This window comes from Flavobacterium sp. YJ01 (genome assembly GCF_029320955.1).
GTDB lineage: Bacteria > Bacteroidota > Bacteroidia > Flavobacteriales > Flavobacteriaceae > Flavobacterium.
Genome location: NZ_CP119757.1, coordinates 2,921,558 through 2,937,997 on the forward strand (window position 1 = coordinate 2,921,558; position 16,440 = coordinate 2,937,997).

A 16,440-nucleotide genomic window follows, 5' to 3' on the forward strand; every position below is an offset into this window, starting at 1 on the left:
TTTAAAAAATATGAACGATCAAGATTTATTTAATTTATTAGCGTTGCTAAGAGTTGATGGAGTAGGAGATATAATGGGTAAAAAATTACTTCAATCTTTTGGAAATGCATCGGATATTTTTAAAGCAAAAAATGCACAATTAGCAGCAGTTGACGGAATTGGATCGGTGTTGTTAAAAAATTTGAGAGATAAAACCATTTTTCAAAAAGCTGAAAGCGAGTTGGAATTTATTAAAAAAAACAAAATCAATGTTTCGTATTTTCAGGATCAAAAATATCCCGAAAAATTAAAGCATTGTTTTGATGCGCCGATTCTTATTTTCACTGCAGGAAATATTGATTTTGAGAAAAAGAAAATGATCAGTATTGTCGGAACACGCCAAATAACTTCTTATGGAACAGATTTTTGCCGAAAACTCATTGAAGATTTGGCTCCTTTAGATCCAATAATTGTGAGCGGATTTGCGTATGGAGTTGATATCGTTGCACATCAAGCAGCAATGGATTATAATCTGCAAACGATTGGTGTTTTGGCGCATGGATTGAATCGTATTTATCCGAGTTCGCATAAAAAGTACATGGCAAGATTGGAAGAAAATGGTGGTTTTATCACAGAATTCTGGAGTGATTCTAATCCAGATAAAGAAAAGTTTGTTCGCCGAAATCGGATTGTAGCTGGAATGACGGAGGCAACCATAGTAATTGAATCTGCTGATAAAGGCGGTTCTTTAATTACAGCAAATATGGCAAATGACTACAATCGGGACGTGTTTGCAGTTCCCGGAAGAGTAACAGATAAGTATAGTCAGGGTTGCAATAATCTGATTAAAACTCAGAAAGCGAATGTATTAACTAATGCTGCCGATTTAATTTATATGCTCAATTGGGATATCAAAGAAAATCCTAAAAACATCCAGAAACAACTTTTTGTTGAGCTTGAACCTGAGGAGCAAAAGATCTACGATTTTCTTCAAAAAAATGGTAAAGAATTATTAGATGTTATTGCTGTTCAGTGTGATTTTCCAATTTATAAAATGTCAGCCATTTTGTTAAATATGGAATTAAAAGGCTTAATAAGACCTTTACCTGGAAAACTTTTTGAGTCAATTTAACGCAGAAAATCTTATTTTTTGTTTTTGAAATGCTTATATATTTTATAAAGAATAAAAATCAAGAGTAAGCCAAAAAATATATTTATAATTTGAAATAAGTATGGCGGAATGTCGTAATCTTCTATGTATTTGTTCATATTTTTCTTTTTTAAAAGATTAATATATATGAAGTTACGAAAAATAATTAAAAAAAACGTTGACCAATTTTAACTTGATCAACGTTATATTTTCTAAAAATGTAGATTTTATTTCTACTTCTGAAATCCTAAAACCTCTCTTACTTTTGCTAAAACACCATCTGCAACTACAGAAGCCTTTTCAGCACCTTTTTTTAGCAAAGCATCAACTTCTTCTAGATTATTGATGTAGTAATTATATTTTTCTCTTTCTGTTTTGAATTTCTCAGTGATCAATTCAAACAAAGCTTGTTTTGCATGGCCGTAACCATAATTTCCGCCTAAATAATTTGCTCTCATTTGTGCAATTTGCTCTTCATTTGCTAACAAAGAATAGATAGCAAAAGCATTACAAGTATCAGGATTTTTTGGATCCTCAAGTGGAGTTGAGTCCGTTTCTATGCTCATTACTTGTTTACGTAATGTTTTGTCGTCCAAGAAAATATTGATGATGTTGTTGGCAGATTTACTCATTTTACCACCATTTGTTCCTGGAATCAACATAATGTTTTCCTGAATTTTTGCTTCTGGAAGTACAAATGTTTCACCCATTTGGTGATTAAAACGTGCAGCAACATCACGTGTAATTTCTAAATGCTGCAATTGATCTTTTCCAACAGGAACAAATTCAGCATCATATAATAAAATATCTGCTGCCATTAACATCGGATAAGTAAAAAGACCAGCATTTACATCGTCTAATCGATCTGCTTTATCTTTAAATGAATGCGCTAAAGTCAATCTTTGAAACGGAAAAAAACAGCTCAAATACCAAGTCAATTCTGTAGTTTGAACTACATCAGATTGTCTGTAAAAAGTAACTTTTTCAGGATTTAAACCGCACGCAAGCCAAGCTGCAGCAGTACTATAGGTGTTTTCTCTTAAAGTTTTTCCATCTTTAATTTGAGTGATTGAATGCAAATCAGCAATAAACAAATAGGACTCGTTTGCCGGATTGTTTGATAATTCGATTGCTGGAATAATTGCTCCTAATAAATTTCCTAAATGCGGCGTCCCTGTACTTTGAACACCAGTAAGTATTTTTGCCATTCTAGTTTTTTCTGAATTGCAAATGTCGTGATGTTTTTTTTAACTACAAAAGGCTGTGGTTTTTTAACGCTAAGTGCGCTAAGGTTTTTCGCAAAGCAAAGAAGTTTTCTTTTTTAGAGGATTGCTTTGCAATAAGTTCTCAAAGCTATGTCTTCTAATTGCATTAAAAAAATAAGAAAATATTTATAAATTTGATGTTTTTTTTAAATTATGACGGAAAACGAAATATCAAACATTGTAATTGGACTCGCTATTGAAATTCATAAAAAACTTGGACCAGGTTTATTAGAAAACGTATATAAAGAATGTCTGTTTTATAAAATTAAACAACGTGGACTTCTTGTTGAAAAAGAGAAAGTTTTGCCATTAGTTTTTGAAGAAGTTAAACTTGATTGCGGATATCGCGTCGATTTAATTGTAGAAAATAAATTTCTAATCGAAATAAAAAGTGTAGAATCATTAACATCCAACCATTTGGCACAAACACTAACATACTTAAAACTTGGAAATTACAAACTTGGTTTACTTATAAATTTTAGCGAAATCCTTTTAAAAAATGGTATAAGAAGAGTTGCAAATAACTTATAAGCAAAGCTTTGCGAACTTATAGCAATGCTATTCTTAAAAAGAAGCACTTTAAAAAACTTTGCGAAAACCCTTTGCGCTCTTTGCGTTAAAAAAAAAGACGCTAAAAAATCTTTATCAAAATTCATTTCGGTTTTACTACATTTGAAACTATGAAAATATTAAAAATTTCTTTTTGGATTCTCTGGCGAGTTTGGTTCTACGTTGTAATGGCGGTTCCCATCATAATTATGCTGCCATTTTTACTGATTTCTATTATTTCAGAGAAGGGTTATCCTTATTTTTTCAAAATGGCTCGCGTTTGGGCTAAATTTATTCTTTTCGGAATGGGTTTCTATTATATCGTAAAACGCGAACAGAAGCTAATTAAAGGCAAAAGTTATATGATTGTGGCAAATCATACATCGATGACCGATATTATGCTTATGTTGGCTTTAATTAAAAATCCGTTTGTTTTTGTTGGAAAGAAAGAATTAGTGAAGATTCCGCTTTTTGGATTCTTCTACAAAAGAACTTGTATTTTGGTTGACAGAAATTCATCTCGAAGTAAAAATGAGGTTTTTAAAAGAGCTCAAAGTCGTTTAAATCAAGGCTTAAGTATTTGTATTTTTCCAGAAGGCGGTGTTCCAGATGATGAAAGTGTCTTGCTTGACGAATTTAAAGACGGCGCTTTCAGATTAGCTATTGATCACCAGATTCCGATTGTGCCAATTGTTTTTCCAGATAATAAAGAACGTTTTTCGTATACTTTTTTAAGTGGAAGTCCAGGGAAAATGCGCGCTAGAATTTTGCCATTTATTGAAACAGAAGGTTTAACAATTGATCATAGAAAGGAACTGAAAGACAGAGTTAGAAATATTATATACGATGCTTTAATTGCTTTTGATAAAAAGTAATTTGAAAGTAAAAACAGAAAAGCCGGTAGATCTACTTAAATCTACCGGCTTTTATTTTGAATTAAAAACCCCCATTTTTATTCAAAATTTATCTATGAATTATTTTTTCCGAAATAAAACGTAATACTTTTTTAAATTTCAATCTGGTTTTTCTTCGGTTTTTATTGTACAACAATTCTATTTTTTCTTTCATGGTTAAAAATATTAATGGTTGATAATAAAGAGTTTAGTTATAACTCAAGTTAACGTCACATTATTATAGATGAAGAAAAATAAAAAAGGTTGCGTGTAAAATAAAAAAAAATAAAGTGTTGATTAAAAATCCGTTAGCACCAAACAACTAACGGATTTTAATTCAAATAACCAACCAATGTAAATTCTAAAAAAAATCTGCAAATTGATATATGGCAGTATCGAATAAGCAGACCACTTTTTTTAAAAGATGGTGAAGTAATGAAATGGTTGCGTCTAAATTTGTTTTTTTTTTAATAAAAAACCTCGACAATTGCCGAGGTTTATGAAATAAGTCTTTTTTGACTTTATAATATTAAGCGTTTGCTAATTCTTTGATATGTTCTTTAATTTTAACTTCCAGTTCGTCAGCAAGTTCTGGATTATCTTTAATTAAAGTTTTAACTGCATCACGACCTTGGCCTAATTTAGTATCGCCATAACTGAACCAAGATCCTGCTTTTTTAACGATGTCAAATTCTACAGCTAAATCTAAAATTTCACCCGTTTTAGAAACTCCTTCACCGTACATAATGTCGAATTCGGCAGTTTTAAAAGGTGGAGCGACTTTATTTTTAACGATTTTTACTTTTGTTCTGTTACCGATTACGTTTTCACCGTCTTTAATTTGAGCAGAACGACGAATATCTAAACGTACAGAAGCGTAAAATTTAAGTGCGTTACCTCCAGTTGTAGTTTCTGGATTTCCGAACATTACACCAATTTTTTCACGAAGCTGATTGATAAAGAATACTGTACAATTTGTTTTACTGATAGTTCCAGTAAGTTTTCTTAAAGCTTGAGACATTAAACGAGCATGAAGTCCCATTTTAGAATCTCCCATTTCTCCTTCAATTTCACTTTTTGGAGTCAAAGCGGCAACAGAGTCAATTACCACGATATCAATTGCGCCAGAACGAATTAAGTTTTCTGCAATTTCTAAAGCCTGTTCTCCATTATCTGGTTGAGAAATAATTAAATTCTCAATATCTACATTTAATTTTTCTGCATAATTTCTATCAAATGCGTGTTCCGCATCGATAAAGGCAGCAATACCGCCCGCTTTTTGAGCTTCAGCAATTGCATGAAGCGTCAAAGTAGTTTTTCCAGAAGATTCTGGACCATATATTTCTATAATTCTTCCTTTTGGATATCCGTTTACACCAAGTGCTAAATCAACGCCAAGTGAGCCAGAAGAAATCGTTTCTACTTCTACAATGGCTCTGTCGCCCATTTTCATTACGGTTCCTTTTCCGTAGGTTTTGTCAAGTTTATCAAGCGTTAATTGTAACGCTTTTAATTTGGCTTCTTTTTCTGAACTCATCTTTTATATTAATTATCTTAATTGTTATTTTTTAGCCGTTTAAACAAATGTAGGAAAAAACTTTATTATTTATTTAAGACAGCTTTAGAGATTGTAAAATTAGTTCTTTTTTTTCGAGTTTGATTGCGACAAATTGTTCCAAATTGTCACAAATTTTCTATAAAAACAAAGCTTTTAATTCTGTTGCGTCAGACGGTTTTATTTTTCCTGCAAGCAGTAAACTCAGCTGTTTACGACGAAGAGCAGCATCAAAACGCTGAATTTCAAGTTCTGTTTCTGGTACAATCGCTGGAACTTCAACTGGCCTTCCGGTGTCATCAACGGCAACGAAAGTATAGATTGCTTCGTTTGCTTTTGTTCTGTTTCCAGATTCGCGGTCTTCTACCCAAACATCAATAAAAACTTCCATAGAACTTTTGAATGATCTTGAGACTTTTGCTTCTACTGTTACTACGCTTCCAAGCGAAATAGCTCTATTAAAAGCAACGTGATTTACAGAAGCAGTCACTACAATTCGGCGCGAATGTCTGCGAGCCGCAATACTTGCAGCGCGATCCATTCTGGCTAATAATTCGCCACCAAATAGATTGTTTAAAGGATTTGTTTCGCTCGGTAAAACTAAATCAGTTAAAATAGTTAAAGATTCTGAAGGATGTTTTGGATTCATTTTTTTGATAATAAAAATTTGTTTTAACGCCTCTAAAAGGCTTTTTTGCCACTCCCGATAGCTATCGGGATCAAAGATTAAAATGATTAAAAAAAATCTGTGAGAATCTGTGAAATCTGTGGCTAACTTTATTTAAAATTACGGTTGAATTAATTCAACCAATAAACAGCAATTACAGCTGGAATAAAATAAATTACAATAGTTCTCGCACCATCGTAATCTTTAGCAAGTCTTTGTCCGAAAAGCATCATTAACAAACAAATGCAAGAAAAAATTGCTCCGTAAAAACCAAATTCTCTTCCGTTATTTGTTAAAAGCTGAATGCCTCCGACAACACATAAAATTCCTGAAATTAATTCTAAAATCAACAAATGCAATAGAGCAAGCGGAACTTGATTTTTTAGTGGTGTTTTAGCAAAATGTTCTTTTAGCCAAGCGACATTATCTTTCCAATAAAAAATTTTTTCGTAACCCGATTGTAAGAAAGTTAAAGCTAAAAAAGCCAAAAGCAAAATTGAGGCAACATTGTTCATTATGAATTATTTTTTATGAATTAAACGAGTTAATTTGATGGATAAATCGGTCAAAATTATTTTTGCATTTCCGTTTCTTTCAATGTGATACATAGCATCTGAAAGTTCTTTGAAAATTTCATGAATGTTATTTCCGTTTACGAAAGGAGCAAAATTTTCCAGTTTAAACTTATCTACTTTTGGTTCGATGTAAACCAAACTTGGCGCTTGGTAATTTAACATCAAAGCTTGTCGGAACATTTCGATACAATATTGAATAAATTTTTTCTGGCTTTCGCGTCCCAGAGCAGCAATTTGTTCGCTCCACGAAATTAAATCCTGAATGGCTGCCGCGTTTCCTTTTGCTCTAAAAGCGGCGCGAACCCAATTTACGAACCATTGTTCAAACGGAAATTCGTCGTCATCTTCTTTTAGCAAATGCAAAGCTTTATTAAAATTTCCTTGTGCTTGATGTGCAATTTTTTTAGCTAAATTTAGATCTATATTTTCTTGTGCAACCAAAGCTTCGGCAATAACTTTTTCAGGAAGAGCATTAAAGTGAATAACCTGACAGCGAGAGCGTATGGTCTGAATAATATCTTCTTCATTTTCAGAAATCAGAATAAACATCGTTTTGTCTGACGGTTCTTCTAAAAGTTTCAGGAGTTTGTTTGATGCCGCGATATTCATTTTATCGGCCATCCAAATAATCATGATTTTGTAACCGCCTTCGTAAGATTTTAGCGCAAGCGATTTTAGAACTTCCTGCGCATCTTCTACACGAATTTCTCCCTGTTTGTTTTGCACACCAAGGATTTTGTACCAATCGAATAAACCTCCGTAAGGCATTTCTTGAATAAAGCTTCGCCAATCCTGAATAAAATCTAAACTTTTGGGTTTTGTTTTTACGTCTTCGGTGGTAACGGTCGGGTAAATAAAATGCAGATCTGGATGAGAAATGTTGTCGAACTTTAGATTGCAGGAATCGTTTCCGTTCGAATTTTCGTTGCCAGTATTGCTGCACAAAATGTACTGAGCATAAGCAATTGCGGTAATTAATGTTCCGCTTCCTTCTGGACCAACAAATAATTGTGCATGTGGAATTCTACCAGATGCAGCACTTTTTGTCAAGTGGCTTTTGATGTAATCTTGACCTAAAATTTGAGAAAATTGCATGGAGCAAAGATAGCAGAAAATGATGTAGTCAAAAATTTTCGAGATAAAGTTTCTTGCTTAGCTATAATTTTCAAATTACAAACTTAAAACGCCCAATTTTTTCTTTTGATTTGAATACAATTTTGTTAATAAACATCTCAACCTGAGCATTTATCAAGATGTTTTTGTTAATATTTTTTTTCAAAAAACGCTAAACGTAAGGTTTTTTTGATTATTTAAAGTTGAGAAATTTTATTTTTTATGGCGAATACCTTACTTTTTAAGCCTTAACAGTTTTAACAAAAAGAGCGTTAAAACGCACATTTTCTCGACATAACGCTGGTTTTTAAGCTTTTTTTAAGAAAATATTTTGAAAAAAAAATCCATTAGAGTTGTTAATTAAGTTAATTTCTATATTTTTGTTTTTATCAACAACCAATTATAAAATAAGAATCTATGAAAGGGAAAATTACTCTATTAAGTGCTTTTTTTATCTTAACTACGGCTGCTGTTTCGGCACAGGCAAAGAATGCTCCTAGAAGTATTATCAGTACAACGGCTCTTATCCGTAAATACCATGATCAAAAAGAATTGAGTGGTATGCAAAAAGGTGAGCTTCTGGAATTATACATTGAGCGTATTAAAGTTTTAGTAAAAACTCTCCCTTACATTGCTTTGGTTACTAAGCCAGGAGTTACAATGGCGGACTTAGGTATTCCAGACGATGGTGATCACAAAAAAATCTTAGATGCTCAGGCAGTTGGTACTTCAACATTTTTGGATACTACTGTAGAGTTTCAAAGAAAAATGATGCCTTATTCTGATAAAGGAAATCTTATCGCTGCAATTTTATTTTACGAAAGTACATTGAAATCATTACACGAGTTCAACGATTTGAACGAAATGTAATAAATGCTTAATTTTTTTTAAAACCTTTTTCGAAGTGTTTACGTAGATTCAAAAAATCTAACGTGGAATGCTTTCGAAAAACAAAATAAAAAAAGACTCATTCTCGAAGGTTCTAAAATTTTTGGAAAATTCGAGAGGAGTTTTTTCGTTTACGCATACCCAAATTTATTATTAACCGTAATACCCCCTTATCATGAAAAAAATTACTCAATTAATCTGCGTTCTTTTGACAGTTACGAGTATGAATGCTCAACAAGAGAAAGGAATTATGGGCTACACTAATTGGTTAAACAACTGGACCGAATTTAAGCCTAACAAAGTAGACTATGGAGAAGCAAACCAAATTTTAGCAGGAAACATTTCTGTTAATACTAAATTGCTGAAAAGAAACATCTACGTTTTGCAAGGAAACGTATACGTTACAAACAATGCTGTTTTGACTATTGAGCCAGGTACAGTAATTATTGGTGACTTTGAAACTAAAGGAACATTAGTAATTACAAAAGGTGCACAATTAGTTGCTGACGGTTTAGAAACAGATCCAATTGTATTTACTTCAAACAGAAGCATGAAAAAAGCTGGTGATTGGGGTGGAATTGTAGTTCTTGGAGATGCTCCAATTAACAAATTTGGAAATGTAGGTTCTTATAACCTTGACCTTGATCCAACTCTTACTACCTACGGTGGAGATAACGTGGCTTCAAATTCTGGAATTTTAAGATTCGTAAGAATTGAATTCGCTGGTAAAAAAGTTAAAGGTTTAGACACTTTCAACGGTTTAACTCTTGCTGGTGTTGGAAACAAAACAGTTTTAGAAAATATCATGGTTAGCTACGCTGGTGGAGATTCTTTCGGAGTTTTAGGCGGTGACTTAAATGCTACAAAATTTGTTTCTTTTAAATCAGTTAATGATGACTTTAAATTTTCTCAAGGAGTACAATGTCGTTTCTTTAACTCTTTAGCAGTAAGATCTTCTTATTTCTCTAGTACTAAAGACGGATCTCGTTGTATGGAAGTTAGATCTTTTGAAAAGAAAAGTGAAACAGACTTTACTAAAAAACAAACTTTAGTTGTTGCAAGTAATATTACAATGGTAAATGACAGTGAAAATATTAAAGCTGATATTCAAGCAGGTTTAGTAAAAGAAGCTGTTTATGTTGCAGAAGGTGCTTCTCTTGAAATGAAAAGAAGTGTAATCTCTGGATTTAACCCTGCGGTATTATTAGACAGCAAAACAGAAATCAATGACGCCAACCTTAAAAAAATCAAATTTGAGGAAATGTATTTCAATTTATGTAATGGAAACATCTTTACGGAATATAATTCTAACAATGAAGATTTAGAAAGCTGGTACGGAAATAGTATTTTCTTTAACGTTTACTCTCAAAGTGACAACAAAGAAACTTTCATTGATATCTTCAATCCTAAAAAACCAGATTTCAGATTACAATTAGGAAAAATCACGGCTTCAAGCGGTAAATAGATAATAGTTTCGATTTTTATTCCCTCGCGTAAATTTTATTAATAAAGTCCCCAGACACAATTTATGTATCGTTAAAGGACCCCAAATAAAGATCAAGACATAATGGTATCTACGAAAAAATATTTTTTATATATAATATTTTTGGTTTCGCCTATATCGTTAACTCTATATGCACAGAATACAGCAGGAAAACCTACACAGGCTGCTGATTCTGAGTGTGGATTAACTTTAGGTAATGTGAACCAAAAAAGTACTAAAGCTGTTATTGAAAACAGCAATTCAGACAAATTTAATCAGTTTATAGTAGGGATGTCCACCCCCAAGGACAGCCTTACTATAGTAGCTGAAACCAATACGGTATCTAACGATTGTAATGAGGATTCATCATTTGCAGCAACTTCAATTTTAGCAAAAGATATTATTGAAAACTACAAATATGATTTTTCAGAAACATTCATTGATATTTTGTTTTTTGAGCGTATCGACCTAGCAAGAACACGCACTATATGATTCAAAAAACTACTTTATCTTTATTTAGAGTTTTATTTATATTTAGTATATTTTTATGTACTGAATCAAGCTCCTATGCACAGGCCGTAATTGTTCCTCAACCTTTTGATGGAATAGAAAGACTTTGCGCAGGAGCTTCTTTTAATGAATTCAACGTTACTTTTAGTTACGTTAATTTTCCAGCAGGAACAACATTCGAAGTTGAAATTACTGATGCTACCGGAAACTTTACTACTCCTCCTACGTATGCCCCAAAAGTGCAGCCGCCTACAGACATCAATGCTACCCAACAATCTATAAAATTTGCACTTCCAACAAATTTAGTAGGATCTGAAATTTATGGTTTTAGAATTAGAAGTTCTGTTTCTACTGCTGCTCCAAGCGCTAGAATCAGAAGTTCAATTAATAACTCAACAGATTTTCCAGCTTATTATAAAGCCTTTGAAACCGCTTTTTTTATAAACAACAAGAGCACAAGCGCGGCGATTTGTTCTGGTGGAAGTTTAACCCTTTCAGTAGATAATGATACCCCAAATGTGACAAATTCGTCACCAGCAAATTATCCAAATCTTAAATACAAATGGTATAAAGATGATGTTCTAATTGCAGGACAAAGCGGTAAGACGTTATTGGTAAATGCTGAAGGTGAATATTATGCCGTAGTAGATTATGGTGCATGTACAGAAGTAAATATCAGTTCTAATCGTGTTAAGGTTATAAGCGCAAGTTCAGGATCTAGTGCGACAATAAATTCAAGTCTAGGAAACCCATTTTGCGCAAGTGGTACAGGAACTGTATTGACAGCAACTTCTGGAAACAGCTATGTATGGAAAAAAGACGGAGTACTTATAACTGGAGCAACAGGAAGAACTTATTCAACAAATGAATCTGGTGTTTATACTGTAGAAGTCGATTTTGGAGGATGTAAAGCTACTGGAACAATCAACCTTCAAAGCAATGGCTTTGATGCAAGTATTGATGTTCAAGATGGATATAAGTTAAATGAAGGTGAAACCTTAAGCGTAAACGTTACAACAGATGCTACAAGTCCAACTTTTGAGTGGTATTTAAACGATAATTTAATTTCTGGAGCAACAGGAAGTTCATACACCGTTTCTGTAAAAGGTAATTATAAAGTAAAAATTTCTCAAGCATCGGGTTGTATTGCTAACAAAGAGTTTTCATTTAGAATTAATGGTGATTCTGGTCCAGCAAGCGTTATTCCAAACATTATAAAATTAAGCGGAATGAATCCGTATTGGAATATTCCAGACGAATACAAAAATGCAACAACTAAAGTTATGATCATCAGTTCAAATGGTGATATTGTATTAGATGTTGTAAATTATCAAGGAGATTGGCCCCAAAACAATATAGATTTTAAAAATGTAAATCCTGTTTATTACTATGTCATTCAATCAGACACCGGTGAAAAAAAAGGATCAATAACTGTTATAAAATAATATGAAGAAAATCCTACTATTCATCACTTTATTTTACGGCTTTTCAAATGTACTCTATTCTCAAAATGCAAATGAGGATGGAGTTGTTTCGTTTTCATTACCTATTAGAAATTCTTTAAAATTTAATAGATATTTAATCAACCCAACATTCAGTTTTGTTCGTGAAGCAAATCCGTATATAAGTTTTTATAACAAAAGACAATGGGTTCAATTTGATAATGCTCCGCAAACTTATCTAGCCAATTATTCTGGACGTATTAGAGAAAACGATGCTTTTGCAATTGGCTTATTTCAGCAAAATTATGGGTTAATGACCGTTTTTGGCGGAATTGCCAACTTTGCTCACAATATTTCCCTCGATCAAGATAGTAACTTGACTTTTGGTTTAAATGTAGGTGCTTATCAAAGTGGTCTAAACAAAGGAAAAATTATATCTGATGATTCTGATATCTTGATGGGAGAATTTCCTTCGAGCACTTTGCTAACGGTTAATCCAGGAATTAATTACGGAACTGAATTTTTAGATTTCGGATTAGCGATTAATAATTTAATACTGTACAATTTTGGTGCTGGAATGGTAAAAGAAGATCCAGAAAGAGCTATCCAATTGCACGCCATGTATACAGGATATATTGACAGTTACGGATTCTTTGACAGAAGTAAATTTTCTGGAATTGTTAGAACAGAAATTAAAAAAGACAAAACCGTTATTTCTGGTCTTGCTATGCTGACCTTGCAACAAGGAATTTGGGCACAAGCAGGGTATAACACTTTATACGGAGTTTCAGCAGGACTTGGGGTAAATATTTCTCCAAGCATTGCAATTGAATATAATTACGAAAGAGGAATGGGCAATTTCTCTAACCTAGGCGGTTCTCATGAATTTGCCATTGCCTACAGATTCAAAAACAGAAATTACTATTACGCAGATGAAGATGAAGGATCATTGATAGATCCTGCAAAACCGAAAGCAGTAATGGCCAAACCATCTACAACTGCAAAAGTAGCAAGAGAAGATGTTGCTGAAAAAACAAGATTGGCCGCTGAAGCGAAAGCAAAAGCAGATGCAGAAGCAAGACAAGCAAGACTTGCTGCATCAGAAAAAGTTAAGGCCGATGCCGAAGCTGCAGCGAAAGCAAAATTAGAAGCAGATAATAAAGCTAAAGCAGATGCTGAAGCTGTTAAAATAAAACTAGCTGCCGAAGCTAAAGCCAAAGCAGATGCCGCGGCAGCAGCCAGAGCACAAACAGCAACAGCAAATAGAGCGGTTGCTACAACTCAAAAAACACAAGCTCAATTAGCAGCAGACAAAGCTAGAGCTGATGCAGAAGAGCGTAGAATTAAATTGGCTGCAGACAATAAAGCAAGAGTAGATGCTGCCGCTGCTGCAAGAGCACAAGCAGCAGCCAATAAACCAGCTGCAGCTGCACCAAAAACACAAGCACAATTGGCTGCTGATAAAGCGAAAGCAGATGCAGAAGCTATGAAATTGAAATTAGCAGCAGATGCAAAAGCTAAAGCCGATGCGGAAGCTGCCGCAAAAGCGAAAGCTGAAACTGTAAAACCAGCTCAAGCGCCAGCACCGCAAAAAACCGCAGCACAATTAGCTGCAGATAAAGCCAAAGCTGATGCTGAAGCTGCAAGACAAGCAAGATTGGCAGCCGCTGAAAAAGCAAAAGCGGATGCGGAAGCTGCAAGAATTAAACTTATTGCAGATAATAAAGCAAAAGCAGACGCTGCTGAAGCAAAACGTAAAGCAGATGCAAAAGCAAAAGCAGCAGAAGCAGATATGCAGTCTATTTTAGCTGCCGATGCAAAAGCAAAAGCAGATTCAGATGCATTGCAAGCAAGATTAGCAGCAGAAGCAAAAGCGAAAGCGGCTTCAGAGGCAAAAACTAAAGCATCTATTGACGCAGCAAACAAAGCAAAATTAGCGGCAGACGCGAAAGCAAAAGCCGCTGAAGAAGCAGCACAAAAAGAAAGATTAGCAGCAGAAGCAAAAGCTAAAGCCGACGAAGAAGCAAGACAAGCTCTTATTGCTGCTGAAGCAAAAGCAAAAGCGGATGCAGAAGCATTAAAAATAAAACAAGCTGAAGAAGCACGTCAAGCGAAATTAGCAGCTGATGCAAAAGCGAAGGCAGATGCAGAAGCGCTTCAGGCAAAATTGGTTGCAGATGCAAAAGCGAAAGCAGATGCAGAAGCTGCTGCAAAAGCAAAATTAGCAGCTGATGCCAAAGCAAAAGCAGATGCGGAAGCAGAAAAAGCAAGATTAGCTGCTGAAACAAAAGCAAAAGCGGATGCCGAAGCAGAGAAAGCTAGATTAGCAGCAGATGCAAAAGCGAAAGCAGATATGGAAGCTTTACAAGCTAAACTAATAGCAGACGCAAGAGTTAAAGCAGACGCCGAAGCAACTGCAAAAGCAAAAGCAGATGCCGAAGCTAAAAAATTACAAGAAGCCGAAGATGCTCGTCAAGCGAAATTAGCAGCAGATGCCAAAGCAAAAGCAGATGCGGAAGCAGAAAAAGCAAGATTGGCCGCTGAAGCGAAAACAAAAGCGGATGCAGAAGCATTGAAGGTAAAACAAGCAGCTGAAGAAAAAGCAAGATTAGCAGAAGAAGCTCGTCAGGCGAAATTAGCAGCAGATGCCAAAGCAAAAGCAGATGCAGAAGCATTGAAAGCAAAACAAGAAGAAGAAGCACGTCAAGCTAAATTGGCAGCAGATGCAAAAGCGAAGGCAGATGCAGAAGCATTAGAAGCAAAATTAGCAGCAGATGCAAAAGCGAGAGCAGACATGGCAGCTTTACAAGCAAAATTATTAGCGGATGCTAAAGTAAAAGCGGATGCCGAAGCGACTGCAAAAGCAAAAGCAGATGCTGAAACTAAGAGATTACAAGATGAGGAAAATGCTCGTCAAGCGAAATTAGCTGCTGACGCAAAAGCGAAAGCGGATGCTGAAGCATTGAAAGCGAAACAAGCAGCGGATGAAAAAGCAAGATTAGCAGAAGAGGCACGTCAAGCTAAATTGGCAGCTGACGCTAAAGTAAAAGCAGACGCCGAAGCAGAGAAAGCTAGATTGGCAGCAGAAGCTAAAGCAAAAGCCGATGCAGATGCATTGAAAGTAAAACAAGCTGCTGAAGAAAAAATAAGATTGGCTGAAGAAGCTCGTTTAGCGAAATTGGCTGCAGATGCGAAATTAAAAGCTGACGCTGAAGCTGAGAAAACAAGATTAGCTGCAGAAGCAAAAGCCAAAGCAGATGCTGAAGCATTGAAATTACAACAAGCTGCGGAGGAAAAAGCAAGATTAGAGGAGCAAGCTCGTCAAGAAAGATTAGCAGCTGAAGCAAAAGCAAAAGCAGATGCTGAGGCAGAAAAAGCTAGGTTGGCAGCTGAAGCGGCAAACAAAGACGCAACAGCAAAAGCGATCGAAGAATTGACAGCATCAATTGCTAATACAAGTAAAATGCAGAATGAGTTATTAGCACAGTTTACTGCAACAGTTGCTAATAAGCAAAAAGACTTAAATGACTTAAAAGAGGAGAATGATTTAAGTGAAAAAGGAATTTATAGAGAGCCAAAACCATTCAAAAGTGTAGCGGCTGAAAATAGTCAAATTGAAGCATTGAAATTACAGATTGCTGATGCCAATACCAGCATGAAAAATGAGATTGCGAAAATGACTAATCTATACAATGATAGGCTTAAAAAATTCCCTAAAAATGATCCTTTAAACAAGGCTTATTTAGAGAAGATAAACGAGTTGAAAGCGGCTCAGTTGAGAATGGAACAGCAAGGTGCTGCCTTAATAGCAGATTTGGAGCGTATCAAAACTGAAACTGAAATTGAGCGTAAACGTAGAATTAAACGTGCAGCTTACGAAAATGATCAAGGAAGATATGCGCAAGACGTTGCGGCTCTTAAACGTATAAAAGAGACAACGAAAATTAGCAATACACCATTGACAGCAAATGATTTTGATTTCGGAGAAGAGCAGTCAAATATGCAGATTATTAAGAATATTAAAAATTCTGATAGTGGTTATTATTTAATTCTTGCAGTTCACAACAGTGTTCAAAAACGTGATGAGTTCTTAACAAAAGCGGTGGCTGCTGGTCGTACAGATATTAATTTCTTCTACAATGTAACAACAAGTAAATATTACATCTACTACGAGAAGTTTGATGGTTTACAAGAAGCTACAAAAGCATTGGAAGCAAAAGGCAATAAAGCTTATAACGGAAGAATGGCCATTGTAAAAGTGGAGAATTAATAAAGAAAAATAAATAGTCTCTCTTCGATGTGGAGAGGGACGTCTAAATAAATGTTATCAAAAATAAATGGTCTTGTAGACTAATGCCCCTTAGCTATAAA

General features: G+C 34.5%; 13 protein-coding genes. 8 read left to right on the forward strand and 5 right to left on the reverse strand.

Annotation, left to right across the window (positions count from 1 at the left end; translation table 11 throughout):
- Positions 1-10 precede the first annotated feature (10 nt).
- Positions 11-1,111: a DNA-processing protein DprA gene (dprA, locus tag P0R33_RS12855; RefSeq protein ID WP_276171586.1), complete on the forward strand. Its 1,101-nt coding sequence runs from the start codon at positions 11-13 to the stop codon at positions 1,109-1,111.
- A 251-nt stretch (positions 1,112-1,362) separates the two neighbouring features.
- On the opposite strand, the gene trpS is transcribed toward dprA, so the two are convergent.
- Positions 1,363-2,337 carry a tryptophan--tRNA ligase gene (trpS, locus tag P0R33_RS12860; protein WP_276171588.1) on the reverse strand — a complete coding sequence of 325 codons (975 nt, stop codon included), beginning with the start codon at positions 2,335-2,337 and terminating at the stop codon, positions 1,363-1,365.
- Positions 2,338-2,547: 210 nt separating this feature from the next.
- On the opposite strand from trpS, the gene P0R33_RS12865 reads away from it, so the two are divergent.
- A complete protein-coding gene (locus P0R33_RS12865) occupies positions 2,548-2,925 on the forward strand; it encodes a GxxExxY protein (protein ID WP_276171590.1) in 378 nt (125 codons plus the stop codon).
- Between the two features lie 149 nt (positions 2,926-3,074).
- Positions 3,075-3,818 (forward strand): lysophospholipid acyltransferase family protein, encoded by a 744-nt coding sequence (locus P0R33_RS12870; RefSeq protein WP_276171592.1) that lies wholly within the window; start codon positions 3,075-3,077, stop codon positions 3,816-3,818.
- Positions 3,819-4,365: 547 nt separating this feature from the next.
- Here P0R33_RS12870 and recA read toward each other — a convergent pair.
- The 4 genes from recA to P0R33_RS12890 form a co-directional block, all read right to left on the reverse strand.
- The gene (recA, locus tag P0R33_RS12875; RefSeq protein WP_223706460.1) at positions 4,366-5,373 is read right to left on the reverse strand and encodes a recombinase RecA; all 1,008 of its coding nucleotides are present in this window, start codon (positions 5,371-5,373) and stop codon (positions 4,366-4,368) included.
- A gap of 157 nt (positions 5,374-5,530) precedes the next feature.
- Positions 5,531-6,040: an acyl-CoA thioesterase gene (locus P0R33_RS12880; protein ID WP_111284243.1), complete on the reverse strand. Its 510-nt coding sequence runs from the start codon at positions 6,038-6,040 to the stop codon at positions 5,531-5,533.
- A 149-nt stretch (positions 6,041-6,189) separates the two neighbouring features.
- Positions 6,190-6,573 (reverse strand): DoxX family protein, encoded by a 384-nt coding sequence (locus tag P0R33_RS12885; protein ID WP_276171594.1) that lies wholly within the window; start codon positions 6,571-6,573, stop codon positions 6,190-6,192.
- A gap of 6 nt (positions 6,574-6,579) precedes the next feature.
- A complete protein-coding gene (locus P0R33_RS12890; protein ID WP_276171596.1) occupies positions 6,580-7,728 on the reverse strand; it encodes a DNA polymerase III subunit delta' in 1,149 nt (382 codons plus the stop codon).
- Positions 7,729-8,163: 435 nt separating this feature from the next.
- On the opposite strand from P0R33_RS12890, the gene P0R33_RS12895 reads away from it, so the two are divergent.
- The 5 genes from P0R33_RS12895 to P0R33_RS12915 all read left to right on the forward strand — a co-directional run bounded on the left by P0R33_RS12895 (position 8,164) and on the right by P0R33_RS12915 (position 16,339).
- Positions 8,164-8,616: a hypothetical protein gene (locus P0R33_RS12895; RefSeq protein WP_184158860.1), complete on the forward strand. Its 453-nt coding sequence runs from the start codon at positions 8,164-8,166 to the stop codon at positions 8,614-8,616.
- A 193-nt stretch (positions 8,617-8,809) separates the two neighbouring features.
- Positions 8,810-10,099 (forward strand): hypothetical protein, encoded by a 1,290-nt coding sequence (locus tag P0R33_RS12900; protein ID WP_276171598.1) that lies wholly within the window; start codon positions 8,810-8,812, stop codon positions 10,097-10,099.
- A 102-nt stretch (positions 10,100-10,201) separates the two neighbouring features.
- Positions 10,202-10,609, forward strand: a complete 408-nt coding sequence (locus tag P0R33_RS12905) for a hypothetical protein (RefSeq protein WP_276171600.1) — start codon at positions 10,202-10,204, stop codon at positions 10,607-10,609.
- A complete protein-coding gene (gene sprC, locus P0R33_RS12910) occupies positions 10,606-12,072 on the forward strand; it encodes a gliding motility protein SprC (protein WP_276171602.1) in 1,467 nt (488 codons plus the stop codon). Before P0R33_RS12905 ends, sprC begins: the two co-directional genes overlap by 4 nt.
- Before the next feature lies 1 nt (position 12,073).
- Positions 12,074-16,339 carry a PorP/SprF family type IX secretion system membrane protein gene (locus P0R33_RS12915; protein ID WP_276171603.1) on the forward strand — a complete coding sequence of 1,422 codons (4,266 nt, stop codon included), beginning with the start codon at positions 12,074-12,076 and terminating at the stop codon, positions 16,337-16,339.
- The last annotated feature ends 101 nt before the right edge of the window (positions 16,340-16,440 follow it).